This window comes from Variovorax sp. J22P240, assembly GCF_030316855.1.
Classification (GTDB): Bacteria; Pseudomonadota; Gammaproteobacteria; order Burkholderiales; family Burkholderiaceae_C; genus Variovorax.
The window spans coordinates 789419-815293 of sequence record NZ_JASZYR010000001.1 but is presented as its reverse complement, the minus strand read 5'-3'; the positions used below and the strand labels follow the sequence as shown (position 1 = coordinate 815293).

23 protein-coding genes are annotated in these 25875 nt (G+C 64.8%); 6 read left to right on the top strand and 17 right to left on the bottom strand.

The annotated features are described in order from the left end of the window. Window positions 1-133: 133 nt before the first annotated feature. From QTI24_RS03915 to QTI24_RS03895, 5 genes are all read right to left on the bottom strand, one after another. Window positions 134-3070 carry a C1 family peptidase gene (locus QTI24_RS03915; RefSeq protein ID WP_286598451.1) on the bottom strand — a complete coding sequence of 979 codons (2937 nt, stop codon included), beginning with the start codon at window positions 3068-3070 and terminating at the stop codon, window positions 134-136. 125 nt (window positions 3071-3195) lie between these two features. Continuing rightward, entirely contained in the window at window positions 3196-4245 is a 1050-nt protein-coding gene (locus tag QTI24_RS03910) for an ABC transporter permease (RefSeq protein WP_286598450.1), read from the bottom strand. Further along, window positions 4245-4985: an ATP-binding cassette domain-containing protein gene (locus QTI24_RS03905; RefSeq protein WP_286598448.1), complete on the bottom strand. Its 741-nt coding sequence runs from the start codon at window positions 4983-4985 to the stop codon at window positions 4245-4247. Before QTI24_RS03905 ends, QTI24_RS03910 begins: the two co-directional genes overlap by 1 nt. Window positions 4986-4990: 5 nt before the next feature. Continuing rightward, window positions 4991-5983, bottom strand: a complete 993-nt coding sequence (locus QTI24_RS03900; RefSeq protein WP_286598447.1) for a substrate-binding domain-containing protein — start codon at window positions 5981-5983, stop codon at window positions 4991-4993. 102 nt (window positions 5984-6085) lie between these two features. Then, window positions 6086-7945 carry an acyclic terpene utilization AtuA family protein gene (locus QTI24_RS03895; RefSeq protein WP_286598446.1) on the bottom strand — a complete coding sequence of 620 codons (1860 nt, stop codon included), beginning with the start codon at window positions 7943-7945 and terminating at the stop codon, window positions 6086-6088. 142 nt (window positions 7946-8087) lie between these two features. Between QTI24_RS03895 and QTI24_RS03890 the strand changes: the two genes are divergently transcribed. The 3 genes from QTI24_RS03890 to QTI24_RS03880 are packed head-to-tail and all read left to right on the top strand — an operon-like array spanning window position 8088 to window position 12904. Then, a complete protein-coding gene (locus QTI24_RS03890) occupies window positions 8088-9263 on the top strand; it encodes an acyl-CoA dehydrogenase family protein (protein ID WP_286598445.1) in 1176 nt (391 codons plus the stop codon). Window positions 9264-9281: 18 nt separating this feature from the next. Continuing rightward, window positions 9282-10901, top strand: coding sequence for an acyl-CoA carboxylase subunit beta (locus tag QTI24_RS03885; RefSeq protein WP_286598444.1), 1620 nt, complete (start codon window positions 9282-9284; stop codon window positions 10899-10901). A 20-nt stretch (window positions 10902-10921) separates the two neighbouring features. After that, the gene (locus tag QTI24_RS03880) at window positions 10922-12904 is read left to right on the top strand and encodes an acetyl-CoA carboxylase biotin carboxylase subunit (protein WP_286598443.1); all 1983 of its coding nucleotides are present in this window, start codon (window positions 10922-10924) and stop codon (window positions 12902-12904) included. Here the strand turns inward: QTI24_RS03880 and QTI24_RS03875 are convergent. From QTI24_RS03875 to QTI24_RS03855, 5 genes are all read right to left on the bottom strand, one after another. Next, window positions 12888-13376, bottom strand: a complete 489-nt coding sequence (locus QTI24_RS03875; protein WP_286598442.1) for a hypothetical protein — start codon at window positions 13374-13376, stop codon at window positions 12888-12890. The genes QTI24_RS03880 and QTI24_RS03875 overlap by 17 nt on opposite strands. A 19-nt stretch (window positions 13377-13395) precedes the next feature. Continuing rightward, a complete protein-coding gene (locus QTI24_RS03870) occupies window positions 13396-14256 on the bottom strand; it encodes a DUF2092 domain-containing protein (RefSeq protein WP_286598441.1) in 861 nt (286 codons plus the stop codon). Between the two features lie 105 nt (window positions 14257-14361). Further along, entirely contained in the window at window positions 14362-14970 is a 609-nt protein-coding gene (locus QTI24_RS03865) for a retropepsin-like aspartic protease family protein (RefSeq protein WP_286598440.1), read from the bottom strand. Window positions 14971-15038: 68 nt separating this feature from the next. After that, complete coding sequence (locus tag QTI24_RS03860) at window positions 15039-15191, bottom strand: hypothetical protein (RefSeq protein WP_286598439.1); 153 nt, start codon at window positions 15189-15191, stop codon at window positions 15039-15041. 67 nt (window positions 15192-15258) lie between these two features. Next, on the bottom strand, window positions 15259-15444 hold the full coding sequence (locus QTI24_RS03855) for a hypothetical protein (RefSeq protein WP_286598438.1): 186 nt from the start codon (window positions 15442-15444) through the stop codon (window positions 15259-15261). A 277-nt stretch (window positions 15445-15721) separates the two neighbouring features. On the opposite strand from QTI24_RS03855, the gene QTI24_RS03850 reads away from it, so the two are divergent. Then, window positions 15722-16852, top strand: coding sequence for a glycosyltransferase family 4 protein (locus QTI24_RS03850; protein WP_286598437.1), 1131 nt, complete (start codon window positions 15722-15724; stop codon window positions 16850-16852). Here QTI24_RS03850 and QTI24_RS03845 read toward each other — a convergent pair. Beyond that, window positions 16837-17319 (bottom strand): NUDIX hydrolase, encoded by a 483-nt coding sequence (locus tag QTI24_RS03845; protein WP_286598436.1) that lies wholly within the window; start codon window positions 17317-17319, stop codon window positions 16837-16839. The two genes, QTI24_RS03850 and QTI24_RS03845, sit on opposite strands and share 16 nt — an antisense overlap. 107 nt (window positions 17320-17426) lie before the next feature. Between QTI24_RS03845 and QTI24_RS03840 the strand changes: the two genes are divergently transcribed. Then, window positions 17427-18017 carry a hemerythrin domain-containing protein gene (locus tag QTI24_RS03840; protein WP_286598435.1) on the top strand — a complete coding sequence of 197 codons (591 nt, stop codon included), beginning with the start codon at window positions 17427-17429 and terminating at the stop codon, window positions 18015-18017. A 9-nt stretch (window positions 18018-18026) separates the two neighbouring features. Here the strand turns inward: QTI24_RS03840 and QTI24_RS03835 are convergent, their stop codons facing one another. Beyond that, window positions 18027-19034 carry a TRAP transporter substrate-binding protein gene (locus tag QTI24_RS03835; protein WP_286598434.1) on the bottom strand — a complete coding sequence of 336 codons (1008 nt, stop codon included), beginning with the start codon at window positions 19032-19034 and terminating at the stop codon, window positions 18027-18029. Window positions 19035-19093: 59 nt separating this feature from the next. Next, a complete protein-coding gene (locus QTI24_RS03830; protein ID WP_286598433.1) occupies window positions 19094-19723 on the bottom strand; it encodes a hypothetical protein in 630 nt (209 codons plus the stop codon). Window positions 19724-19882: 159 nt separating this feature from the next. Here QTI24_RS03830 and QTI24_RS03825 point away from each other — a divergent pair, with 159 nt between their 5' ends. Then, window positions 19883-20716 (top strand): IclR family transcriptional regulator, encoded by an 834-nt coding sequence (locus tag QTI24_RS03825; RefSeq protein WP_286598432.1) that lies wholly within the window; start codon window positions 19883-19885, stop codon window positions 20714-20716. On the opposite strand, the gene QTI24_RS03820 is transcribed toward QTI24_RS03825, so the two are convergent. The 4 genes from QTI24_RS03820 to QTI24_RS03805 all read right to left on the bottom strand — a co-directional run bounded on the left by QTI24_RS03820 (window position 20713) and on the right by QTI24_RS03805 (window position 25729). Then, window positions 20713-21597: an SMP-30/gluconolactonase/LRE family protein gene (locus QTI24_RS03820; protein WP_286598431.1), complete on the bottom strand. Its 885-nt coding sequence runs from the start codon at window positions 21595-21597 to the stop codon at window positions 20713-20715. The genes QTI24_RS03825 and QTI24_RS03820 overlap by 4 nt on opposite strands. Window positions 21598-21817: 220 nt before the next feature. Continuing rightward, window positions 21818-22048: a hypothetical protein gene (locus QTI24_RS03815; protein WP_286598430.1), complete on the bottom strand. Its 231-nt coding sequence runs from the start codon at window positions 22046-22048 to the stop codon at window positions 21818-21820. Window positions 22049-22157: 109 nt separating this feature from the next. Continuing rightward, window positions 22158-24338 carry a catalase/peroxidase HPI gene (gene katG / locus QTI24_RS03810; protein WP_286598429.1) on the bottom strand — a complete coding sequence of 727 codons (2181 nt, stop codon included), beginning with the start codon at window positions 24336-24338 and terminating at the stop codon, window positions 22158-22160. Window positions 24339-24775: 437 nt separating this feature from the next. Next, window positions 24776-25729, bottom strand: a complete 954-nt coding sequence (locus QTI24_RS03805) for a hypothetical protein (protein WP_286598427.1) — start codon at window positions 25727-25729, stop codon at window positions 24776-24778. Window positions 25730-25875 lie beyond the last annotated feature (146 nt).

The following is a 25875-nucleotide window of genomic DNA, read 5'->3' as shown; positions in this document are numbered from 1 at the left end:
TCGCTGTGAAATCGGGTTCATGCGGTCCGTATTGGATCGCGGAGCGGATCGGACTCCCAAGGTAGGAAGTCACGACCGCCAGAGAAAACTGCGGCGCACGGGGAACCCTGCCGCCGCTCCATTCCTGAGCGACCTAGAAGCCGCGCAGATCGTCGATGGGCATGGCGAGCTTCGCGTCCCCCGTGATGCGCAGCACGGTGCGGCTCATCACGTCGATGTCGTTGTCGAAGCTTCCGTGCGCGGCGGGGATCATTACCGGCTTGCCGTTGACATCGATCGCCGCCTTGACCTGTGAGGCCGTCACCTTCGTGGTCCGGTCGGCGAGGGCGCTGTCCTCGGCCGCCTGTCGCCAGGCCTTGAGCGCATCGCCCGTGTCCGAGGTTCCATCCCAACCCGTATCGTTCGCATCCGTGACCCGGTCCAGGCCGAGGATGGGCGCATGCACGTCGGCCTCCAGTGCGTTCGAGACCATGTAGAGCAGTGACTTGCGATAGATCGCAGCCACATTGTCGTCACGCTCGACCTTGTCCGCGAGGATGTCCAGGTGGAGCCGCTGCATCACTTCCTGGTTCTTCGCATAAGTGCGGTTGGCGAAGTCCACGCTGCATGCCGGCGCGAACAGGCTCAGCGAAGTGAGCCTGCTCCAGAGACCCTGGTCCCTTCCACTGTCTCTCCGCAGAGCCAGTGCCTTGAGCATGTGGCCGATGGCGATGGAACCGGCCGAATGGCCGGCGACGTGCAGTTCGAAGTCGCTGCCCCATGTGCCGGCGAGGTTCGATAGCGCGTCCAGCAGGAGATCCCCGCCGCGCCGTTCCACGAAGGCGAGTTCGGCGTTCTCCTTCATCTCGCTCCAGATCGGCTTCGCTCCGGGCCGGGCGATGGTCTTCTCGATGGCGAGATCGCTCGCATCCGTGACCCAGCCCGGCGCGCCGGCCACGGCAGGCTGCTTGCGGAACATGTCCGTGATGATGTCGGTCAACGACTCCAGCAGGCCGGTCTTCCACACGAGAAAGATCGGATAGCAGCCGTTCCCGATGAAGTAGCGTCCCATGGCGCTCGCGCGCTTGATGGCCGTCGCTTCATTGTTGAGGCCGCCGTGCGCATACAGGACCAGGCGCTTGCGCTGGCCCCCTTGCTGGCGAAACCATGCGTCGGGCAGCACGTAGGCCTGCTGCTGGAGCTTTCTCGGCTGCTCGTCCTCGGTGAGGTACCGGCTCACGCGGCCGTCGTTGCCGAGAACGACGCTGTGCTGGTAGGCGAGGCTGGTGTCCCACCACTTGCTCCTGTCCGCACCGGAGCGTCCGACATCCACGCCGCTCGATCCCGCGGCCGCCAGCTGGCCGGCGATGACGCGCGGAACACCGAGCGACACGACCCACGCATCCATCGCATTGGCCAGCCAGTCGAGATAACCCAGCACGGCGAAGCCGCCCGCACCAAAGCTCGTGCCCCAGGAGTTCTGGAGGATGAAGCCGTGCTCGTTGTAGCCGACGAAGGCGAAGGCGTGGCCGCCCGATTCCGACTTCCGGCCGTCGAACTCGATGACCGGCACTTTGGAGTGATCCGACGGAGCATCGAACGTGGGGACGGTGTCCCAGCCGTCGTGCGTGTAGGCCGACGCGAAGATGGCGCCATGCTGCGAGATCGCGGCCTGCAGGTCCGTGATCGAGCTGGTGTCGATCCGGTAGTAGACCCCCAGTGTGATGTTCGCGGCTCGCTTGGCGAAACCATACTTCGGCGCCGTGGCCTTGCCCGCTGTGTAGGGCCAATCGGATTCCAGGCAGACGCCGTGATTGAACCAGCCCTTGATCGCGCCGCGGCAGGTCGAGCCTTCGTAGTTCTCGCCTTCGTACTCGTCGTGGCGCCGCGCGAGGGTGTAGAGCATCCGCGGACTGACCGAGGTCATGTCCGGGGGCGTGCGTTCCTTGATCCAGCGCATGTAGTTGATCACGCAGGTGAGCCCGAAGCCGGTGCACGCCCCCTCACGGCCCTGGGCGAGGATCAGGTTGGCCCTGGTGTAGCTCGGCAGGTAGTGGAACTGTTCGATGGGCGGGTAGACGTCCGGCAGGCTGACTGCCGGCGGCAGGTACAGGCGGTCCCGGATGTCGGCGGCATCCTTGCGGGTCAACGAGTCCTTGCTGCTGCGCGGACGGGCCGAGCGAGATGCAATCGATCGGGTGGCGCTCGCCACGGCGCGCCGGGCGGCAACGCCCGGCCTGCCCGCGGGGATGCTGCCGGCGGCGGCGATGGTCAGCTCGTCCTTCCAGACGGCCTTGGCGCGGAGGAACACGTCCCGGAAGCTGTCCAGGCCGTGCGAGCCGCCATTGACCAGCCTGCGGGCAGCCTTGTAGTCGTCCTTCGCGATCGCGGCGCGGAACGCCGTGGCCTTGTCCTGGAGAAAGAGGGCGAGCAGCACCGCTGCGATCTCAGGCGCATTGGCCATGTCCGGTATGGCCGCGAGCTGTAGACCGACGTCCTTCCCGTACTTGACGTAGTTGGCCTTGCCCGTCAGCTGGACGAAGCCGCGGCCCTTGTACTTCGCGCCGTCCCCCGGCGCGCCGTTGCCGATGTCCTTGCGCAGATCGTAGAGACCGTAGGGCGGGCCGCCGGGCGCGGTGTTGAACTTGGACTGGAACTCCGATATCGGCACGAAGCCTTCGGTCTCCGCGCGGATGGTGCCCAGCGCACCGAGAATCATGGCGGGGTCGGTGAGGTGCGCCACGCCCAGTGCCGAACTGATGTAGGGCAGGTAGCGCGCAATGTTCGCGGGCTTGGTGGCCGGGAACACCTGGCTCACCTTGCCCACCGTCAGCGGGAGCGAAAGGCTGGCTTCGACGTCGGGAATCAGGTCCAGCAGCATCTGGCATCGCGGCCCGACCACGCCATCCGCGATGACGCCGATGCCTGCCTGCCATCGCTTGATCGCCGCGTCGAAGTCCTCGTCGATCGGAGTGCCCGGCTTGCCGAGCGAGGGGAATCCGGCCGCTTCGCTGCCGAGTGTTGCTGCAAGCGCCGTGCGCAGCTTGTCGACGTCCGCGCCGCTGCTTCCTTTGAGCATCAGGATGTCCATACGTCTCTCTCCAGCCTCGGCGCGACGCAGGGCGACGCTCGTCGGGGCACTGCCCATCGTGCAGAAATCCTCCGCGAATCGTCATTCCACAAACGGGGTATGACGGAAGGGCAGTGCGGTGCCGTTCAGTCGTTCGCGCCGCGCGCACGCAGCCGGTCGAAGAGCACCGCGACGATGATGAAGCTGCCGACGAAGGTGCCTTGCCAGAAGGTGCTTATGCCCAGCAGGATCAGGCTGTTGCGGATGACCTCGATCAGCGCCGCTCCGACCACTGCGCCGAACGCGGTACCGATGCCACCCGTGAGATTCGTGCCGCCGATGACCGATGCCGCGATCACCGACAGTTCCATTCCCTGGCCGAGGCTGGTGGTGACGGTGCCGAGCCAGCCGACCTCCAGAATGCCGGTGACGCCTGCGCACAGGCTGCAGAACATGTAGACGCTGACTTTGACGAACTTGACGGGCACGCCGGTCATGATCGCCGCGCGTTCGTTGCCGCCGATGGCATACAGGTACCGGCCCCAGCGCGTCCAGCGGAACAGAAAGCTGGCGATGACCAGCAACACGATCAGGAACAGCACGGGACTGGGCACCCGGATCACATCGACGAAAGGCAGGTCGAGATTGACGAAGCCACCGCCCAGTGCCAGCAACTGCGGCTGGTCGGGGCCGAACTGATAGACCATCCGGTTGTTGGACAACACCATGGCCAGGCTGCGCGTGATCGACAGCATGCCCAGGGTGACAACGAAGGGCGGCACACCGACGTACGCGATCATCACGCCGTTGAACGCGCCGACCAGCAGCGAGGCGCCGAGCGCCAGCGGGATCGCCACCCAGATCGAGGTGCCCGCGTTCATGGTCATGCCGATCACCATGCCCGAGAGCACGAGCACCGCGCCGACCGAAAGGTCGATGCCGCCTGTGATGATGACCGCCGTCATGCCGATCGCGATGATCGCGACGAAAGCGAAATTGCGCGTCACGTTGAAGAGGTTCTGCTGTGTCGCGAAGACATCGCTCGCCAGCGACAGCACGACGAAGGCCACGACTGCGGCCACCGACACCCAGAAGGTCTGCTGGCTGACGAGCCAGCCCAGCCAGGTGCGGTGTGTCCGCCGGCCTATCGAATCCTGGAGGCTTGTCGCCGCATCGAATTCGCCGGGGAGGCTCATCACGCGGTCCCGATGGCGCCGGTGATGAGGCCCGTGACCTCTTCCGGCGAACTCTGCGCGATGGGCTTGTCGGCCACCTTCACGCCGCGGCGCAGCACGACGATCCGGTCAGCGACGGCGAAGACGTCCGGCATGCGATGGCTGATCAGCACGACCGCAATGCCGTGGTCCCGCAGCCGCCGGATCAGGTTCAGCACTTCGGCGATCTGGCGCACGCTGATGGCGGCGGTGGGCTCGTCCATCAACACGATGCGAGGGTCCGCCAGCCGCGTCCGCGCGATCGCGACGGCCTGGCGCTGTCCTCCGGACATGCGCCGCACGAGGTCGCGCGGCCGCGTCTCCGACTTGAGTTCGGCGAACAACTCCCCGGCGCGCTGGAACATCGCGCGGTAGTCCAGCACCCTGATAGGGCCGATGCCGCGCGTCAACTCGCGGCCGAGATACACGTTCTCAGCGGCCGTGAGGTTGTCGCACAGCGCGAGGTCCTGGTAGACGATCTCGATGCCTTCCTCACGCGCGTCGGCGGGTTTGTGGAAGGCGACCTTGCGGCCCTCCATCGTCACCTCGCCCTGGCTCGGCGGGTAGTTGCCCGCCACGATCTTGACCAGCGTCGACTTGCCCGCCCCGTTGTCGCCCATCAGGCCGACGACCTCGCCGGCCCCGAGCGACAGGGACACATCGGTCAGCGCCTGGATGGCGCCGAAATGCTTGGAGACCCCTGAGAGCTCCAGGACGGCCATGGGCGTTACTTGGCCGGGCACTTGTCCAGGTTTGTCGGGACGCACTCGTCGAGGCCCGTGTAAAGCGGATCGTTCACCTTCTTGCCGGTGATCAGGTCGATCAGCACGGCCGGCGCGCGGCGGCCCATCTCGAAGGGCCGCTGTCCGACCTGCACATGGCTGCGGCCGGCTTTCAGCGCATCCAGTTGCGGCGGCAGCGTGTCGCCCGCGATGATGATCAGCTCCTTGGACTTGAGCTTCGGCATGACCTGGTCGGTCACCTGCGCGTAGGCCTGCGGCCCGAACTGCGCCCAACCGCCGACCAGGATGAACGCGTTCAGCTTCGGGTTCTTGGTGAACACATCCGCCATCTGCTGATTGGCGAGGTCGATCTGGTCGTTGGTGAAGAGCGGGCAGCCCGCGATCTCGGTCCATCCGCCTTCACCCTTGAGCCGGTCGATGCCCTTCTTGCCGCTGATGGTGTCGCGGAAGCCCGCGGCGCGTGCGTTGATGTTGTCTGCCGCCACGTTGCCGAGCTGCATGCAGACCGTGCCGCCCTTGGCGTTGAGTTCCTTCAGGTGCTTCGCCATGAGCACGCCCATGTCGTAGTTGTTGGTGCCGAGATAGGTCTTGCGCAGTGCGCGGTCGGCGGTGGCGAGATCGGCGTCGATCGTCATGATCGGCATCTTCGGGTTCTTGGCCTTGAGCATCGTGGCCATGGCCGGCGCGTTGGACGGCGAGATGGCGATGCCGGCAACGCCCTTGTTGATCAGGTCCTCGACGATCTGCACTTCGCCTGCCTCGTCGGCGCTGGATGCCGGGCCGGTGTAGAGGCAGGTGTACTCGGAACTGGCGTTTTCCTTGTTCCAGAGAGCGCACCCGTCACCGAGCACAGTGAAGAAAGGGTTGTCCAACCCTTTCACGACGACGGCGAGTGTCTTCTTTTGCGCCAGCACCGGAGCGGCGGCGAAAAGAGCGACCAGGGTGGCGCCGACAACCATGAGAACCGACTTCTTCATTGCGCGTCTCCTTCGTTGTGGATTTGCACTGTCGATCACTCTTGCATCGCGGGCCTGCTGCGGCATCTCCTGCGGGCTGGCTGCGGCCCAAGAGGAGCCCGACTATAGGACTGGCCCCTGGGCCTGTCGAGCGTGCTGACCCGTAGGTTTCGCGGTCGCGCATTGCACTGCAACAGACGCCGGCACGGAGATCGTCATATCGAGCAGCATCTGCGCCATGCCCTTGCCGAGCGGATCCATGCGCATCGACGAAGGGCCGCCGCCGTCGAGCGCATCGTGCAGCACGAGGTTCATCGAGGCGGTGCCCGGCAGGTAGAAGCGCTCGACCGGCCCATGGACGAGGTGCGAGAGGTAGTCGCGCACCGCTTGCTGGCTCACGCGGTCCCACAGTACGGGCAGCCATTCGGGGCGACGGGCAACCAGGCCGATGTTGGAGAGATCGCCCTTGTCGCCGCTGCGCGCCCAGGCGAGCTGGATCAGGCGCACATCCTCCTGTGGTTCGTCGGGGTTCCGATAGACAGCGGGAAGCTCGATGGCCGGAGCTTCCGCATCTTCTGCAAACCGAGGCACGGTCACCGGATGGCGCTCGCCATCGAGCACGAATGCCACCGGCACTGCCTCCTTGTCGAGCAGGAAGGAGAAAGGCTTGATCAATGGCGACACCGCCGGCCGCCCGCCACCGGGACCGGTCGTTCCGGGTGCCCAGGAGGTGCCCGCCGGAGCGATCTCGCGCGCGAACATGGCGAGCGCCGCCTTCTGCGGATGGTTCGCCACGACGCGCATCGTGACCTCGCGCACGCCGCGTGTCCGCGCGTGCGGGCCGTACAGCGACTCCGACCCGATCACCTCGATGCAGGTGGAAGTGAAGGGCGGCTGGCCGCTCTCGCGCAGGATGCGGCCGGTGCGCTCGATGATCGCTTCGGCTGTGCGCCGCGCCTTCTTCTCGGCGTCGATGCCGATGATCACCAGGCTGCCGGCGCAGCGAAAGCCATCGAGTTCGGTCGCCGAAACCTTGTAGGTCGGGGAGGGCTCCCGGCCCTTCGCGGCGCTGACGCGCACGCGGTTCTCGGCCTGCTGCTCAATGACCACATGGCGGAAGTCGCAGGTCACGTCGGGCAGCATGTAAGCCGCGGGGTCGCCGATCTCGTACAGCATCTGCTCGGCCACCGCGGCGCGGATCACCTTGCCGCCCGTGCCTTCGGGCTTGGTGACGACGAAGCTGCCGTCGGCATGGCACTCCACGATCGGGTAGCCCATGTTCGCCCAGTCGGGGATGTCCTCCCAATCGGTGTGCAGGCCGCCGGTCGCCTGGCATCCGCATTCGATGATGTGGCCCGCGAGGCTGCCAGAGGCCAGCAGGTCGAAGTCGTCGCTGGTCCAGCCGAACTCGTGCATCAGCGGGCCGAGGGTGACGGCACTGTCGACGCAGCGGCCAGTGATCACCACGTCGGCGCCCGCCGCCAGCGCGGCCGCTGTAGGCAGCGCGCCGAGGTAGGCATTGGCGCTCAATACCTTCTCAGGCAGTTGCTCGCCGGTGTACATGTCCGTCACGCCACGCTCGCGCAGCGCGGGCATCTGTGCGCTGACTTCATCGCCTTCGACGACGGCGATGCGCAGCGAGATGCCCTCGGCCTCCGCCAGCGCCCGCAGCGCATCGGCGCACCCGTGGGGGTTGATGCCGCCCGCATTGCTGACCACCTTGATGCCCTGGCGCTTGACCTCGCCGAGCACGGACTTCATCGCGATGTCGACGAAGTCCGTCGCGTAGCCCATCTCGGGTCTCTTGGCCCGCGCCGCCGCGAGGATGGACATGGTCGTCTCGGCCAGGAAGTCGAACACCAGGTAGTCGAGACGGCCCAGCTTCACCAGTTGCGGCGCGGCCACCATGCTGTCGCCCCAGAAGCCCGAGGCGCCGCCGATGCGAACAATCTTCTGTGCGGCTGGAGGGCGGCGGCTGGTCATGGGTATTTCCTGGCTGTAGGGATGCGTTCAGCTTATCGGGATGCACCCTGAAAGGCTTGTGCCAAGTCGCTACGCCGTAGCCACTCCGCGCAAGACCGCGAGGAGTGCGGTAGCTAGTCTCCAGAGCCATGAGGAGTCACCCATGGAATTCCTGGACGCGCCGCCGCTGCCTTTCTATTTCAGTCCCGATCACGAGCAGTTCCGTGCCAGCCTGCGCGAGTTCATCGCCCGCGAAATCACGCCCTTCGTGAACGAGTGGGACGAGGCCGAGACCTTCCCGCGCTCGCTGTACCAACGCGCGGCCGAGATGGGCGTGCTGGGCCTGAACTATCCCGAGGAGTACGGCGGTACGCCGGCGGACCTGTTCTATCAAATCGTGGTGGCCGAAGAGTTCGCCCGCTGCGGCTGCGGCGGCGTGCAGGCGTCTCTCAACTCGCACAGCATTGCGCTGCCGCCCATCCTTGTCGCCGGCAGCGAGACGCTCAAACGCCGCGTGCTCCCGCCAGTGCTCGCGGGGCAGAAGATCGCCGCGCTGGCCGTGACCGAGCCTTCGGGCGGCTCCGATGTGGCCAGCCTTCGGACCACCGCGATCCGAGACGGCGACCACTACGTCGTGAACGGCGAGAAGACCTTCATCACCTCGGGCATCCGTGCCGACTTCATCACGACGGCCGTCCGGACCGACCCTGCCAGCAAAGGCGCAGGCGGCATTTCGGTGCTGGTCATCGACGGCGACACGCCGGGACTGACGCGCACACCGCTCAAGAAGATGGGCTGGTGGAGTTCCGACACCGCGCACCTTCGCTTCGACAACTGCCGCGTCCCCGTCACCCATCTCGTCGGCGAGGAGAACCACGGGTTCAAGACCTTCATGAACAACTTCAATTCCGAGCGGCTCTTCATGTCGGCGCTCGCATGCGGAATGGCCGAGGTCTGCCTGAAGGAGTCGGTCGACTGGACGCGTCAACGCATCTCCTTCGGCGCGCCGCTGTCGGAGCGGCAGGTCGTGCGGCACAAGCTCATGGACATGACCCTTCGCATTGACGCGGCGCGCACTCTCGTCTACGACCTGACCTACCGCATCCAGCACCAGCTCGACGACCCGGCCCGACTGGTGGCGCGCGTGTGCCTGGCGAAGGTCCAGGCCACGCAGGCGATGCAGTTCTGCGCCGACCAGGCGGTGCAGTTGCTGGGTGGCATGGGCTACATGCGCGGCACGCAGAGCGAGCGCATCTACCGCGAAGTGAAGGTGATGATGATCGGCGGCGGGTCCGAAGAGGTGATGAAGGACCTCGCCGCCCGGCAACTGGGCGTATAGGAAGGCAGGCAAAGGCACATGGCAACCATCGAATCGAACATCTCCGCCGCCGGCGACACCTTCCAGGCGAATCGCGAGGGCATGCTGGCCCTGATCGAGCGCGTGCGCGGCTACGAAGAACGCAGCGCCGCCACTTCGGCCAAGTCGCGCGAGCGCTTCGAGAAGCGCGGCCAATTGCTGCCGCGCGAGCGCCTGTCGCTGTTGCTCGACCCCGGCACGCCTTTTCTGCCGATCTGCTCGCTGGCCGGGCTGGGCCTGGACAACCCCGACCTGGAGAAAAGCGTTCCGGGCGGAGGCGTCATCAGCGGCATCGGTTGGGTGTCGGGCGTGCGCGTCATGGTGAACGCTTCGGATTCGGGCATCGACGCCGGCGCGCTGCAGCCGATGGGCATCCCCAAACAGTTGCGCGTTCAGGAACTGGCGCTCGAGAACAAGCTGCCCTACGTGCAGTTGGTCGAAAGCGCGGGCGCCAACCTCATGACCTACAAGGTCGAGGAGTTCGTGACCGGCGGCAGCCTGTTCCGGAATCTCGCACGCATGTCGGCAGCTGGCTTGCCGGTGATCACTGTCACGCACGGGTCCTCCACGGCTGGCGGCGCTTACCAGACGGGCCTGTCGGACTACATCGTGATGGTGCGGGACCGCTCGCGCGCCTTTCTCGCGGGACCGCCGCTGCTCAAGGCCGCCACCGGCGAGATCGCGACCGAGGAAGAGCTGGGCGGCGCGGTGATGCACACCTCGATCTCCGGCCTGGGCGACTACCTGGCGGAAGACGATCGCGACGCCATCCGCATCGCGCGGGAGATCCTCGCCCACATCGACTGGCATCGCGACATGCCGCCGGAACGCGCCGGCAAGTTCAAGCCTCCACGCTACGACGCCGAAGAGTTGCTCGGCATCATGCCGATGGACCCCAAGCGCCCGGTGAACATGAAAGAGGTGATTGCCCGTATCGCCGACGACTCGGAGTTCCTGGAGTTCGGCGAGAACTACGGCAGTGCCACCGTGGTCGGCCACTTCAAGATCGAAGGCCTGCCGGTCGGCGTCGTCACCAACAACGGCCCCATCGATCCGGCGGGCGCCACCAAGGCGACCCATTTCATCCAGGCCTGCTGCCAGTCGAAGACGCCGATCCTCTACCTCAACAATACGACGGGCTACATCGTCGGCAAGGACTACGAGGAGGCCGGCATCATCAAGCACGGCTCCAAGATGATCCAGGCCGTGACCAATGCAACGGTGCCGCAGATCACGATCTATTGCGGCGCGTCCTTCGGCGCGGGCAACTACGGCATGTGCGGACGCGGCTTCCATCCGCGCTTCTGCTTCTCGTGGCCCAACGCCAAGACGGCCGTGATGGGCGGCGAACAGGCCGCGAAGACGATGGCCATCGTGACCGAAGCTGCCATGAGACGAAAAGGCGAGGTCGACCAGGCCAAGCTCGACGAGCTGGAGCGCCGCATCATCGACCGCTTCGACAGCCAGATGAGCGTGTTCACCACCAGCGCGCGCGTGCTGGACGACGGTGTCATCGATCCGCGGGACACGCGGGCCGTGCTCGCCAAGGTGCTGGCGATCTGCCGGGAAGCGGAGTTGCGACAGCCTCAAGCCATGCAGTTCTCGGTCGCACGCCCCTGAACATCTTCCGGACACGCTTCATGACCGTCTCGTCACCCGTTCTCACGCCTTTCCGCAAGATCCTGATCGCCAATCGCGGCGAGATCGCGATGCGGATCATCCGCAGCGCACGCGCCCTTGGCTACCGCACGGTGGCGGTGTATTCGACGGCCGATGCCGGCGCGCGCCACGTGCAGGAAGCCGACCAGGCCGTCTGCATCGGCGCGCCGTTGCCGGCACAGTCGTACCTGCGCATCCCGGGGCTCATCGAGGCCGCCAGGCTCACTGGCGCCGACGCGGTGCATCCAGGCTACGGCTTCCTGGCCGAGAACGGCGAATTCGCTCAGGCTTGCAGGGAGGCCGGCCTGGTCTTCATCGGCCCTTCGCCCGAGGCCATCGCCGCGATGGGCCACAAGGCCGGCGCCAAGGCGCTCATGCAAGCAGCGGGCGTGCCCTGCATCGCCGGCTATCAGGGCGACGACCAGGGCGAAGAGCGGCTGGCCGCCGAGGCCGAGCGCATTGGCTTCCCCGTGATGATCAAGGCGACCGCGGGTGGAGGAGGGCGCGGCATGCGGCTGGTGCCTTCGGCCGCCGAGTTTGCCGAACTGCTGCGCAGCGCGCGCTCCGAAGCGCAGAGCGCTTTCGGCGACCCGGAAGTGATCCTCGAACGTGCCATCGTGGAGCCGCGCCACATCGAGGTCCAGGTCTTTGCCGACCGCTACGGCCATGCGATTCATCTCGGCGAGCGCGATTGCTCGGTGCAGCGCCGTCACCAGAAGCTCATCGAGGAGGCACCTTCGCCGGCGGTGAGCGCGGACCTGCGTGCCCGCATGGGCGCGACCGCCGTCGCTGCGGTCCGGGCCATCCGCTACGAAGGCGCGGGCACGCTCGAATTCCTGCTCGACAGGGAGGGCAACTTCTTTTTCATGGAGATGAACACGCGGCTGCAGGTCGAGCATCCGGTGACCGAGGCGATCACCGGGCTGGACCTCGTCGAGCTGCAATTGCGCATCGCCGCAGGCGAGCCATTGCCACTGACGCAGGAGCATGTGCAGTTCAACGGCCATGCCATCGAAGTGCGGCTTTGCGCAGAAAACGCCAACGAGGGCTTCGTGCCGCAGAGCGGAACCATGGCATTGTGGAAGACGCCCGCCGGACTGCGAGTGGAAGATGCACTGGCGTCAGGCGCCGAAATTCCGCCTTTCTACGATTCGATGATCGCCAAGTTCATCAGCCACGGCCGCACGCGCGACGAGGCGCGCCGGAAGCTCACGGCGGGCTTGCAAGACACGGTGGCGCTGGGCGTAACGACCAACCAGGCTTTTCTGCAACGTTGTCTGGAAGAGCCGGTCTTCGCCGAAGGTGGCGCCACCACGGCCTTCATTGCGCAGCACCAGCAAGCGCTGCTTGCGACGGACAGCGCCGTGCAAGGTCGCGCGGCGGCCCTCGCGGCGGTGCTTCTGTACGAGACGGGCGGCGATCGCCGTCCCAGGCCGTTGGTCCGCCGATTGACGCACACCCTGCCGATCTCGCTGCGCTTCGACATCGGCGGCCGAGCGCTGAATGCCAGCATCGGGGTCACGCGGGATCGCTCCTTCAACGTGAGCATTGCCGAGGAAAGCTTCGCGATCGACCTTGTCGAGCTGGATGCAGTCTCCGTGCGCCTCGTCTGCGACGGCGTGCAGGAGAAAGCAGCCTTTCACCGCGACGGACCGACGCTGTGGCTGCACTACCGCGGCCTGCCCGTGCGGGTGGAGGACACGACGCGCTCGGCATCGGTCCGCCAAGGCGAAGCGGCTGGCGATGGCAAGCTGCGCGCGTCGATGAACGGGCGGGTGGTCGCGGTCATGGTCGGGATCGGCGACACCGTGCAAGCCGGGCAGCCGATCTTCACTCTGGAGGCCATGAAGATGGAGCACGTCCACTCGGCCCCCGTCGCAGGGAAGGTGACGGCCCTGCATGTCGCCACCGGCGATCAGATCGCAGCAAGCCGCATCGTGGCCGAGATCAGCCCGGCGGATTGACCACCACGTAGGTCACTTGCGACCCCGCGTACTGCGGCTGGTACCACGCGCCGCCACAGTTCTGGTAGGTGATGCCGTTGACCACCGCCGCCGTGCATGACGGCGGCAGGCTGCGCACGATCGAACCCACGGCGGCGGCGGTAATTGCCACACCGGCCGTCACCGCAGCCGCCGTGGCAACCGGGTGGTAGTGGTCGTCGTATCGGCCGCCGGCGACATTGACGTTGACGTTCTGGTTGACGTTCACGTTCGTGTTGCGATTGATGTTTGCATTGCGGTTGACGTTCGTGTTCGTGCTGACGTTGCGGTTCGCGTTGACGTTGTGATTGACGGATGTGCGCGCGCCGCCGCGCACCTGCCGATCCGCCTGGGCGTCCTTGACGAAGCCCAGGCCGCCGCACACGACGGCCGTGCCCAGGACGCAGCCGACGACGATCGATGAAGCGCTGCCTGTGAATACGTGCCGGGTCATGGTGGCTCCTCGCGATGGTCTACTTGCCGGGGGTGTCGAGCGTGCCGTCGACCTTCTGGATCACGATACGTTGGCTGCCCGCCGGCGGCTTGAAATCGAAGATGCCCGCGGCAAACTTGGGCGCGAGGTTCCAGCGCATCAGGACCGAATGCTGCGGCTTTGCGGGGTCCGAGGTCGTGGTGATCAGCAGCTTGCGCGGTACCGGAGTGCGCCCTTGCTCGATCCAGATCTGCCAGTCGAAGCCGTCCTGCCGCAGCGCGAAATGATCAGTCAGGACGCCATCGACCTGCGTGACGCCGAGGAAGTCCGCGGACCTGATGCCGGAAGTGTCGACCTTGTCCGTGCCCCACGCGAAGAGGTCCGCGGCCGGCAGTTCGATGCCGTAGCGATCATTGAGGAGGTTGGCGACCTCCCTCAAGGTGGGCGGTGCCTGCACTGTCGCGTAGTACTTGGTCTGCGGATCGAAAAGGGTCGCGGTCCTGCCGTTGTAGACCAGCAGCTTGCGGTCGCCGCCATCGTCGGCCATGTCGGCATGAATGCCATTGGGCCGGCGTACTTTCAGTCGGGACGACCGGCCGACCTGTGCGAGTTGGTCGTTGTCGAGCACGGCGTCGGTGGTCGAACTCAGTGTGACTTCGAAGCTCTTCAGGGTTCGCAGGAACGCCCCCATGCGATCGAGCGATTGAAGAACGCCCGGATCCACTGTCGCCGCAGGCGACGCAGCAGCCCGCTGACCTGGCGTAGGGCTCACAGCTTGCGCCGGTTTGCCTGCAGCCCCTGAAGCCGCAGGCGCTGCAGGCTGCTGAGCGCAGGAAATCAGTGCGATAGACGTTGCAGCCGCGGCCAGCCGCAAGGCCAAGGGTCCGGACATGAAGTTCATCGAAGCCCCTTCGAGTTGACAGTCGCCACGAAGAGCGGCCTCTCCAGACCATACGAGCTACCGATGTGGGGCGCAATTGCCCTCTGGTGCAATTGCATCGACACGCTATTTGCTGGCGATCGTCATCTCTCGGTCGTTCGCGGTGATGTCGAAGAGCGAAAGCAATTCTTGGCCGAGCACGGCATCTGTCGACTTGCGCCCGACCGGACCGACGAGCACTGTGGACACCGGCACCTTGAAGGGGCCGAAGGTCATCGGAACGCCCTCGATGCGGCGCCCGTCCACCACACCGGCAGCGGTCTGGATGCGGGCCGGCGCGCCGCCGATCAGGTTGGCCCGGGCAGCGAAGTTCTCGGTGACGGCAATGCCCGCCTGGACGGTCGCGCCTTTGTCGATCGCGAACTGGACCGGAAATCCGTTGACCGAGCCCTGAATCCAGAAGCGCCCGTCCTGGCCCACCGGCACGGTGATCTGCTTCGACCCATCGACCGCGATGAACTCGACTTTTCCCTTGGGCTGAGGCGTGTTGTCGACCAGGACACAGCCCTTGGGGGCGTTCTTGCCCTGGCCTGGCGGGACGTTCGTGTAGGTATTGCCGCATTTGAAGACGGGCTCCGCCCAGGCCGCCGACAGCGCGAGCGTCAGGCACAAGACCATGCCGGCGTGCATCGACGCGCCGCGCCACTTCCGCCTGCAACCGGACTTCTTCGACATGGCATCACCTCTCTCTATCCAGAGCGCTACTAGGCAAGCATGCATTTGATGACTACATTGCACAGGCGTCAAATCTCCGGTGCTGGCCTGGGGTTGAAGCACAACTTCCGAATGACCTGCGTCACAGGAACATCGATGAAACGAATCACGATCGCTGTGCTGTTGCTGATGATCGCGGGCTGCACGGGCGGGCCGCCGATACAGTCATCGATCTGCACCATGCACCCTGGCAGCTTCCAATGCCAGGTCGAGCAATATCAGAATGCCGGGGGTTAGCGACAAGCCGCCTCAGCGCCACGCGGCGCCATGCACGGCGAGCAATCCGGAGCGTCCCGCGACCTCACCTTGAACCAGCAGGTGTCGCGAAAGATCGGACAGTTCGGTCGCTGCCGCGAGATCGCCGAGGGCGACCAGGCTATGGCCCTGCGCCTTCCAGCCTAGCAACAGACGCTCGAAGGCCGGCATGAGGTTCATGCCTTCAAGTTCGGCGTGCAGAGTGTAGACATGGTCCCTGTCCCTTCATCGCGGGCTGCGGACCGCATGACTGAAGAAGCGTCTTCGGCGCCTGCCGACATACGGCGCCGTGTAGGCGAAGGATTGCCTGTTCGGGTACAGATTTCCGACGCCAAATGTAATTCCGAAGTAGTACAAGCCAACGAGTTGCGATGCCGCACCACACCAACCTCGAGAGGTCCATCGCTCGATGAAAGTCTTACTCGTAGGCAACTATGTGCCGGACGGCCAAGCCAGCATGCAGGCTTTCAGCCGCGTACTCGAGCGCGAACTTCCCAAACATGGCTGCGAGCTGCGCGTGGTCACGCCGCCGCGGCGCCTGCAGCGGGTGGCGCCGAATTCCCGCCTGTGGAAGTGGCTCGGGTATATCGACAAGTACGTCCTTTTCATCCCCAGCCTCGTCATGCAGGCTCGTTGGGCAGACGTGGTGCACATCTGCGATCACTCCAACGGGATGTACGTGAAGTGGGTGAAAAGCAAGCCGACCGTCATTACCTGCCACGACGTCATTGCCGTCCAGGCAGCGAAAGGGATGGTTGCGGGGTGGAATGTCGCCTGGACTGGGCGTTTGTTCCAGCGCCTCATTGCCTCGGGCCTGGCAAAGGCTGACTTGATTGCGTGCGTCTCGAACGCGACCCAGCGCGCACTGCTGGGCCTGCAACTTGCGAACAACCAGCGTGTGACGACGGTGCTCAACGGGTTGAACGACAACTTCTCGTTGTTGCGACCGGGCGAGGCCCAGCAGTTGATCGGTCGCCTAGGGCTGGCCGCGAGCGACCGCTATCTCATCCATGTCGGCATGGACTTGCCGCGAAAGAACCGCAAGGCGGTCGTGGAGACGTTCATTGCACTTCAGCGGCGGGCGGCCGAATCCGGTGCGGACCCCGTGGTCGATCGCCTGGTTCTCGTCGGCCCGCAGTTGTCTCCCGAACTGGCGCGCCTGGCATCGCAGCATGGCGTTGCGGACCGAATCACCGCCTTGCGAGACCTGTCGCATCAGGAATTGCGCGCGCTCTACGGCCGGGCCGCCGCCTTGCTGTTTCCGTCGCTCCAGGAAGGCTTCGGCTGGCCACTGATTGAAGCGCAGGCCTGTGGTTGCCCGGTGTTCACATCGGACCTCACACCCATGAATGAGATCGGAGGTTTGGGCGCGTGCTATGTGGATCCCCACGATCCCGAAGCCATGGCGCGTGCCATCGAGCAGGCGGCAGGGCGCTTTGACGAGATGCGCGCCTTGGGGTTGCTGAACGCCTCGCACTATTCGGCGAAGAAGATGGTCACGAACTACCTCGCTGCGTATCGCCGTGTGTTTGACGCCGGGCGATCTATTCCTGAAGGCCAGGGAGACGCACTTCAAGACCTGCCTTGACATCCCTCGAAGGCCAGGGCTTCCAGCCGTTCGATGAAGACGCGCTGCCCGGGGTGAATGCGCAGACGCGCCACTTCCGTCGTGAACCATGCCGCACGATCGGCCTCCGGAAAGGTCGTGAGCTTTCCGGAGCGGGGCGGCCATTCCACTTCCATGGTGTTCGAGACCATGTCCGCAGGGTCGCAGTCTCCCGGGAATGCCCAGGCTGAAATGATCTTGCCGCTGCGCAGGCGCGTCTCGCCAAGCGCGGCAAGCGGTGATCCGGGAGCGAAGCCGGTTTCCTCGGCGAACTCGCGCTTCGCCGCGTCGAGCGCGCTCTCGGTTTCGATCGCGTACTCGCCCTTGGGGAGGGACCAGGCGCCTTCATCCCGACGAGCCCAGAAAGGCCCGCCCGGGTGCACGAGCAGCACCTCCAGCAAGCCGCCGGTGCGGCGGTACATGAGCAGACCCGCGCTTCGCTTTGGCATGGGCGCATTGGATCATCATGCGCACGCCCAAGCGATCCCTTGATCTACGACAAGGTTGTCGGGTCCACGAGGTGAGAGGCTAGGGGAGCCATCCACCGGAGACTTGAATGACACACATGACCACCAGAATCATTCGCGAGGAGCACTCGGCTCTTTCGGCCATGCTTCGCTCGATCCTCCTGCTACTGGCCGAGCATCGTCGACAGGGCACATTGCCCGACTTTGCCGCCTTGCGAGCCATGCTCTTCTACGTCGACGAGTTTCCCGAAAAGCGGCATCACCGCAAGGAGTCCGAATTGCTGTTTCCGAAGCTACGGGCACGGACTCCCCTTTCGCGCGAATTGCTCGATCGGCTGGACGACGATCACGCGCGCGGAGAGCGAAGGATCCGCGAGGTCGAACATGCCTTGCTGGCGTTCGAGATGCTGGGCGAGGCGCGCAGGCAAGCGTTCGAACAGGCCGTCGAACGCTATGTCGACTTCTATTTTGCGCACATGGCATTGGAGGAGCGGGAGATCCTGCCCTTGGCCGAGAAGGTATTGACGCCGGACGACTGGCAGGATCTCGACGAGGCGTTCGGCGCCAACCGCGATCCGTTAACCGGCTGCGAACCAGAGCCGGACTATGACGCACTCTTCACGCGCATCGTCAACGCGGTGCCCGCACCGATCGGCCTGGGGGCGACGACGCATGTCTGACCGCGATCGTCATTGGATGGCCGCCTGCACCTTCGCCAGTTCGGTTCGATAGAGCTGGACGAGGGCTGGGTCATAGGACGCGGCAAACTTGTCCGCGACCGGCTTGGTCAACTCACGCATCTTGTTCAGGGTCGCTTGCGGCACATCGTTGACGAGCATGCCCTTCGCTTCGAGTTCCTTGCGGGCGCCCGACGATGCCTCGCGACTGAGCTTGCGTTGATACGCGCCGGCTTCGGTCACCGCGTCCTGAATGATCTTCTGGTCGGCTGGCGAAAGCTTGTCCCAGACCTTCTTGCTGATCACCACCGGGTTGGCCGTGTACACGTGGTTGGTGACGCTCATGTACTTCTGCACCTCGTAGAACTTGCTGGTCAGCACGACGCTGAACGGGTTCTCCTGAGCGTCCATCGCCTTTGATTCGAGGGCGCCATACAACTCTGGGAAGGGCATCGGCACCGGATTCGTTCCGAGCGCGCCGAAGCTTTCGATGAACAGCGGATTCGGGATCACGCGCAGCTTCAGGCCCTTGAGGTCTTCGATGTTGACGATCGGCTTGCGGCTGTTGGTGAAGTTGCGGAAGCCCGTCTCCCAGAAGGCCAGGCCGACCAGGCCCTTCTCGGGCAGCTTGGCCATCAGTGCCTGGCCAAAGGGGCCTGCAAGAAGCGCATCGACCTGCTCGGCCTTGCTGAAGGAGAAGGGCACGTCCAGCAACGTGAACTCCTTGACCACCGCGCCCATGACGGTTGCGGAGGGCAGGGTGATGTCCTGCACGCCGCCCTGCACGGCGCTCAATTGCTGCTGCTCGCCGCCAACCGTTCCGCCGCCGAGTTCCTGCACCCGCATCTTGCCGCCGCTCTTGGCCGCGACGATCTCGCCCAGCTTCTGTGTCGCCAGCGAGATCGGATGGCCCGCCTGCACGACGTGGCCGAAGCGGATGATCTGCTCCTGGGTCTGCGCGGACGCGCCGGCAGAGGCTGCAACGAGTGCCACGAAGGTGAATAGGCTGCGAAGTTTCATGCGATGTCTCCTGTCTATGCGGGTAATGGGCTATCAGGCCGGTGGGCGCCGCTGGCGTCTCAGCTGACGTCGGCTGGCGTGGCCGAGTACGACAGCAAAAACCTGTCGCTGGTCTGGCCGGGCGCAGCGCCGAGCCGCACGAGCGACTGTTCGCTGAGGTCCGAACTCGTCAGCGCTTCGAGTACCGATGGGTCGTAGCCGAGGACGACGAAGACCCAGTCGGCCACCTGGTCGGAAGAGCCTCGGATCTTCTGCTCCGTCGTCTGGGCGATGGGCGGCGTCTCGTGCCTGAGGAGGTGCGCGCCCGTGAGGCCGGGCCGCGACACGAGTGTCGAGATCAGAGATGCGAGCGACGATCGAAGCTCATCGTCTCGCCCGGTGGCGGGCGAGAGGCGCACGGTCAGGGCCTGCCCCGCGACGCCGCCGCCGCGGGTCTCCAGCACGTGCGATTGGCATCGCACCATGTCCCGGTGGTGCGGCATCATCTTCGTCGACCATGGCGACGGCGCATTCAGGCGCTCGAGATAGGCCGGCGAGGACAGCGTTCCGTGCGCCTCCAGTTCATACATGACGAAGATGCCCTCGCCACCGCTCGCGCCCGTCCAGCGGGAGCCGCGGCGAAAGCCCGGGATCCCGAGCCGCTCCGGAAAGTGCTCGTGGGAATGCCAGTCTTCGAACTCCGCCTTCATGGCGGGGTCCATCTCCCACCACATGGCCAGCGCTGCTCTTCCAAGTAAGGACATTGGATTCTGTGCCTCCGATTGAGTGGGGCGGATGATGTCAGAAAGTTGAAAGACATTCAAATTTTCTATAGCATTCAAATTTTGAAAGCACAAGGCCAAGATTTCATGAGCGGAGCTCTCGAAAAATCGCTGGACATCCTCGAATACCTCACCGATTACCCCGACGGTGTCGCCCTCGTGCAGATTTCCACGGACCTGAACCAGTTGCGCAGCGGCTGTCACCGTGCGCTGCAGGAACTCATTCGCTACGGCTATGTGCGCCAGATGCCGCAGCGAGGCGACTACGCGCTCACCACCAAGATGGCGTCGATGGGACTCAGCTTCCTGAGCAAGTCAGGCGTTCTCGACATTGCCCAGCCGGTGATCGATCGACTGGCACAAGCCACCGGCGAGCTCGTGCGCCTCGCAATCGTGGATGGCGACCGGCTGACACTCGTCGCCAAGGCCCAGGGCGCGAAATCCGGCTTGCTGTATGACCCCGACATGGGCATCGACTTGAGACTGTCATGCAGCGCGGCAGGGCAGGCGTGGCTCATGACCTTGCCGGAAGACGTGGCGATCGAATACGTCTCGCGGCAGGGTATCGGCGAGCCGAAGGACTTCGGTCCCAATGCACCCACGAGCATGAAGGCGCTACTCAAGATCCTGGACGAGCATCGCAAGCGCCGCTTCAGCATCATCCAGGACGCCTATGCGCCCGGGATGAGTTCGATGGCCGCGCCCATCAAGCGCGCCAACGAATCCACGACGGGCGTCGTCATCATCGCCGGCCCCTCGGCCCGGCTCACCCTGAAGCGGATGATCCAGTTCGGCCCGGCACTTCTGGCTGCTGCGGAGGAACTTGTGGTGTCAGGCAATTCCTCTGCGCTGCTGAAGTCGGCCAACGTCGGCACCTGGGGCAACATCGTCACCAAACGGCGCGCCAAGGTCGGCCGCTAGTCCGCTGCGCCGAACATCGCTTCGGGCAGGCCCTTCACACCGACATCCAGCGCCAGGAGTGCGCCTGCCAGCGGTTCATTGGCGAGGATCTCTGGCGCGATCATCTTGGTCGCCGTGGTGATGTAGAGGGTGCTCAGGTCCGGGCCGCCAAAGCACACGCACGTCGGGTTCGTCACCGGAAGCTCGATTACGCGATCGACCTTGCCGGTGGGCGTATAGCGGATCACGCGATGCCCGGCAAACACGGCATTCCAGACGCATCCGTCGCTGTCCACGCAGGCGCCGTCGGGCCTTCCTTTTTCGCTCGCGTAGTCGGCGAAGACCCGGCGATTGGACAGAACGCCATCGTCAGGATCGAGGTCGAACGCCCAGATCTTGAAACGCCGCGTGTCGGACATGTACAGCGTTCGATCATCGGGTGAGGTCGTGACCGAATTGGTCACGATGATGTCGTTGAACAGCCGGTGCACGGCGCCCGAAGGATCCACGCGATAGAAGCTTCCGAGTGGCTCCTGGATGGCCGCGTCCATGGTGCCGATCCACAGGCGGCCGCGCCGGTCGCAGCGGCCGTCGTTCAATCGCGTGCGCTTGTCGGCGGATTCCACTTCGACGAGCCGGTTCAAGGTCGAAGTCGCGGGTTCGAACCGATGAAGACTGTTGTCGAGTCCGACGACAAACACGCCTTCGCGATGCAACGCAAGACTACCCGCGAAGGTGCTTTCGAACGGATGGACTTCATGCTTTCCGGTGCGTTCGTCGAATGACTGGAGCCTGGGCCGCTCGATGTCGATCCACCAGACCTTGTCGGTGCGCGGACACCACAACGGTGTCTCACCCAACTGGTCACGGGCATTGATGACGACGCGGACGGTGCTTGACAAGGTGGGGGCTCCGTAGCTGGGGGAGGGCGCAGTATCGGTTCGCTTGACAGGGGCCATGTTCCTCAGGGGTCCGATCTGCCTCATCGACCTGCCGGATGGCCGCTACACAGTCGAGGCTGAACCTCAGGGGAAGAAGCGGCAAACCCGCACGGTCGCCGTCGGCGGAGGACATCGTTCCGTCGAGTTCCGGTTCTAGGCTGATTTCCGCCAAGCGGGATGTCTAGATCAATGCCCGCAATCGGCGCTGGGCGCGGTCGAGTCCGACGACCAAGCGATTCTCGATACTTTCCGCCTCCGTGATTCGCTCGTCGAGCCATGCTGCATCCGTGCATCCGGCTTGGGACATCTTTTGCATCATGACGCCGATGAGGGCGTTTTGATCCGTGATCAACCCATCCCAGAGGTCAATATCCGCCTGGGCGCCTTGTATTTCCACATAGCTGGCCGTCATCGTTGTCTCCTGCGCGCTTGGCTGCATAGGCGTAGCGGCGTCAGTTTGCGAAAAGGCAGGAGGCGAACCTTTCGTTGGCCTCCTGCCAGGTCCAGTTAACGAGGATTGTCTAAACCACGTTGAAGCGGCCAAGGTTCATCACCTTGGTCCACGCAGAGACAAAGTCCTTCACGAACTTCTCCTGCGCGTCCGAACTGCCGTAGACCTCGGCCAGAGCGCGCAGCACTGAATTGGAGCCGATGGCCAGGTCCACGCGCGTCGCGCTGCCCATGCGCTCGCCCGACTTGCGTTCAACTCCCTCGTACACGTTGTTCTCGCCGGGCACGGCCTTCCAGGTCGTGTTCAGGTCAAGCAGGCGGACGAAGAACTCGTTGGTCAGCGCGTGCTCCTTCTGGCTGAAGATGCCGTGCTTGGTGGCGCCGACGTTGGCGCCCAACGCGCGCATGCCGCCCACCAGCACCGTCATCTCGGGCGCCGTCAGCGTCAGCAGTTGGGCCTTGTCGATCAGCAGTGCGTCGGCGGGAATCGCATAGTCCTTCTTGAGGTAGTTGCGGAAGCCGTCAGCCACCGGCTCGAGCACCTTCATGGCCTCCACGTCGGTTTGCTCCTGCGACGCATCCATGCGGCCGGGGGTGAAGGGCACCGTCACGCTATGACCTGCGTTCTTGGCGCCTTGCTCAACGCCGGCGCAGCCGGCCAGCACGATCAGGTCGGCCATCGAGATCTTCTTGCCGCCGGATTGCGCCTTGTTGAATTCGCCCTGGATGCCTCCCAGCGTCTGGAGCACCTTGGCCAGCCTGGCCGGCTCGTTGACTTCCCAGTCCTTCTGTGGCGCCAGGCGGATGCGGCCGCCGTCGGCGCCGCCGCGCATGTCGGAGCCGCGGTAGGTGGAGGCCGACGCCCAGCCCGTCAGCACGAGGTCCGAGACCGACAGGCCCGAGGCCAGGATCTTGGCCTTGAGAGCCGCGGCATCCTTGTCGTCGATCAGGGGATGATCGACCTTCGGGATCGGGTCCTGCCAGATCAGCTCTTCGCTCGGCACTTCCGGGCCCAGGTAGCGCGAGCGCGGACCCATGTCGCGGTGGGTCAGCTTGAACCAGGCGCGCGAGAAGGCGTCGGCGAACTGGTCGGGGTTCTCGAGGAAGCGCCGGGAGATCTTTTCGTAGGCTGGGTCGAAGCGCAGCGAGAGGTCGGTGGTCAGCATGGTCGGCAGCCGCTTCTTCGACTGGTCGTGCGCATGCGGAATGTCAGCTGGTGCGTTCTTGGCCTGCCACTGTCCAGCACCAGCCGGGCTCTTGACCGCCTCCCATTCGAACTTGAACAGGTTCTCGAAGAAGAGGTTGGTCCACTTCGTCGGCTGCTGGGTCCAGGTGACTTCCAGGCCGCTGCCGATCGCGTCCCCAGCCATGCCGCTGGCGTGGGTGCTCTTCCAGCCCATGCCCATTTCTTCCAGATCATTCGCTTCAGGTGCTGAGCCGACGAGCGTCGCCGGACCCGCGCCGTGGGTCTTGCCGAAGGTGTGGCCGCCGGCGATCAGGGCGACGGTTTCCTCGTCGTTCATCGCCATGCGGGCGAAAGTCTCGCGGATGTCCCGAGCCGCCGAGACCGGGTCGCCGTTGGCGTTCGGGCCTTCGGGGTTGACGTAGATCAGCCCCATCTGCACGGCCGCGAGCGGGTTCTCCAGGTCGCGGTCGCCGGTGTATCTCTTGTCTTCGAGCCAGGTGGTCTCGTTGCCCCAGTAGACGTCCTGGTCGGGTTCCCATGTGTCCGGGCGGCCGCCGGCGAACCCGAAGGTCTTGAAGCCCATGGACTCCAGGGCCACGTTGCCGGTCAGGATCATCAGGTCGGCCCACGAGATCTTGCGGCCGTACTTCTGTTTGATCGGCCACAACAGGCGCCGGGCCTTGTCGAGGTTGACGTTGTCGGGCCAGCTGTTGAGCGGCGCAAAGCGTTGTTGGCCCCGGCCGCCGCCGCCACGCCCGTCGCCGGTACGGTAGGTTCCGGCGCTGTGCCAGGCCATACGGATGAACAGAGGCCCGTAATGGCCGAAGTCCGCCGGCCACCAGTCCTGGGAGTCCGTCATCAGCGCACTCAGATCCTTCTTCAGCGACTCGTAGTCGAGGCTCTTGAACTCCTTCGCGTAGTCGAAGTCCTTACCCATCGGATCGGACTTGGAGGAATGCTGGTGAAGCAGGTCGACCCGCAACTGGTTGGGCCACCAGTGGTGATTGACGGTGCCGCGGCCCACTGCATGGTGGACGGGGCACTTGGCTTCGGGATTCTGGGTCATGGGGAGTCTCCAGTTCATTGATGGGAACTGTGCATTCTGGTGCTGCACGCACGAATAGGGCAAATGCTTTGCCTATGACGCCCATAGTGCATTCCCACGTTGACGGACCGTGGCCGCAATGGTGGCAGGCGGGGTGGGGTGCAGCGCCTGCCATTCCCTATATCGCTCAATCCATCATTTGACATAATATACATTGTATTCGTCTCAACTGTCGGAGCTTGGTCTGCGGCGGGCGCGGCCTTTCGAAAGAATTCGTGACCACCGATCCGAGCAAGTCCAGCGCTGAACCGAACAAAGGAAGCCGCTGCAATGTTCTCCACGTCCCCCGTGGACAGACCTGTGGACAACGCGATGAAGAACCTCATGGATCGACTCCAGGCTTGGCTCCCCACGCGTTGCCCCAAAAACAGGCAGCGTGAAGCTTCGAACGAAGCCGCTCAGTCCTTGAGCCCGGCCAACGCGCGCGCCTCGCTTTCGTAGGCCGGGTAGGACGCTTTCATCACCGCGCCGTTGAGGATCATTTCAGCCACCAACGTGTGCGATGCCGCATCGAAGACGCGGGTGCGGACCCAGATCGATTCGGTGCGTGCGCTCTCACTGAGCGCGATGATCTCGCGCTCGAGCTCGTAGTCCTGGTCGACGAAGAGCGGCCCGTTGATGAGGCGGATCTCCTGGCCGGCGAAGAGCCCGACCGCTGGCTTGCGCCCGCTCAGGCCTGCTTGAGCAGATGTTGAGCCCAGCAGCACGCTGATCATCTCGGTCGGGATGATCGGGCGCCCCCAGGGCGATTCGGCACCCGACTCCCGCGTGTACCACGGACTCGGCTCGGTGATGACCTTGAGCTTGTCGGCCAGGGTGAACGGATAGTGGTCGCCCATGTGGGTATCGAAGCCCATGCGCACCCTCTCGACCACCGCGCCGCGCTGCCCGACCCTGAGGTCGCGATTGATCACCAAGCCCGTCGGCGGGCGCAACTTGGCGATGCGCAGCCGCAGTTCGTGCGGCAGACCATCGGCGTCGCCGACGGACGCCGTACCGGTCAGCACCGGCGTGCCGTCGCGCTTTTCTGCGTGGATGCGGACGAAATGGGGCTGCGCGGGATCCGGCTGTGCGAAAGCCCGGACCTCCTCGCCCTCCACCACCATGTTCTGGTAGTGCGCGCTGATGCAGCCGGTTTCGAACCAGCTCTTGCCGAACACGTGATACAGCAGCGGATCGAACTGGCTGAAATGCGTGGGCCCTTCGATCGGCCCCGCGCGCAGTCCCAGCCCTTCGGCCATGGCATCGTCATGGATCGATTTATGGCCGTCGTAGCGCTGGTCTGCCAGCATCTGCCGAGGCTGGCGCAGCGGCCCGCACAAGGCGGGCACTGTCGGAAAGGGTGCGGTCACGGTCGGTTCCCCCTGAATAGAGGTCGGCGATTCTAGGATCCCGGACTTTCGCCCGAAGTCACGCGCGAGACCTGCTTCAAAGGTGGTCAGAGCTCCCAAAACTTCGCGACGCCGGAAACTCCCGTCTCAACTTGCTAAAGTTCGGC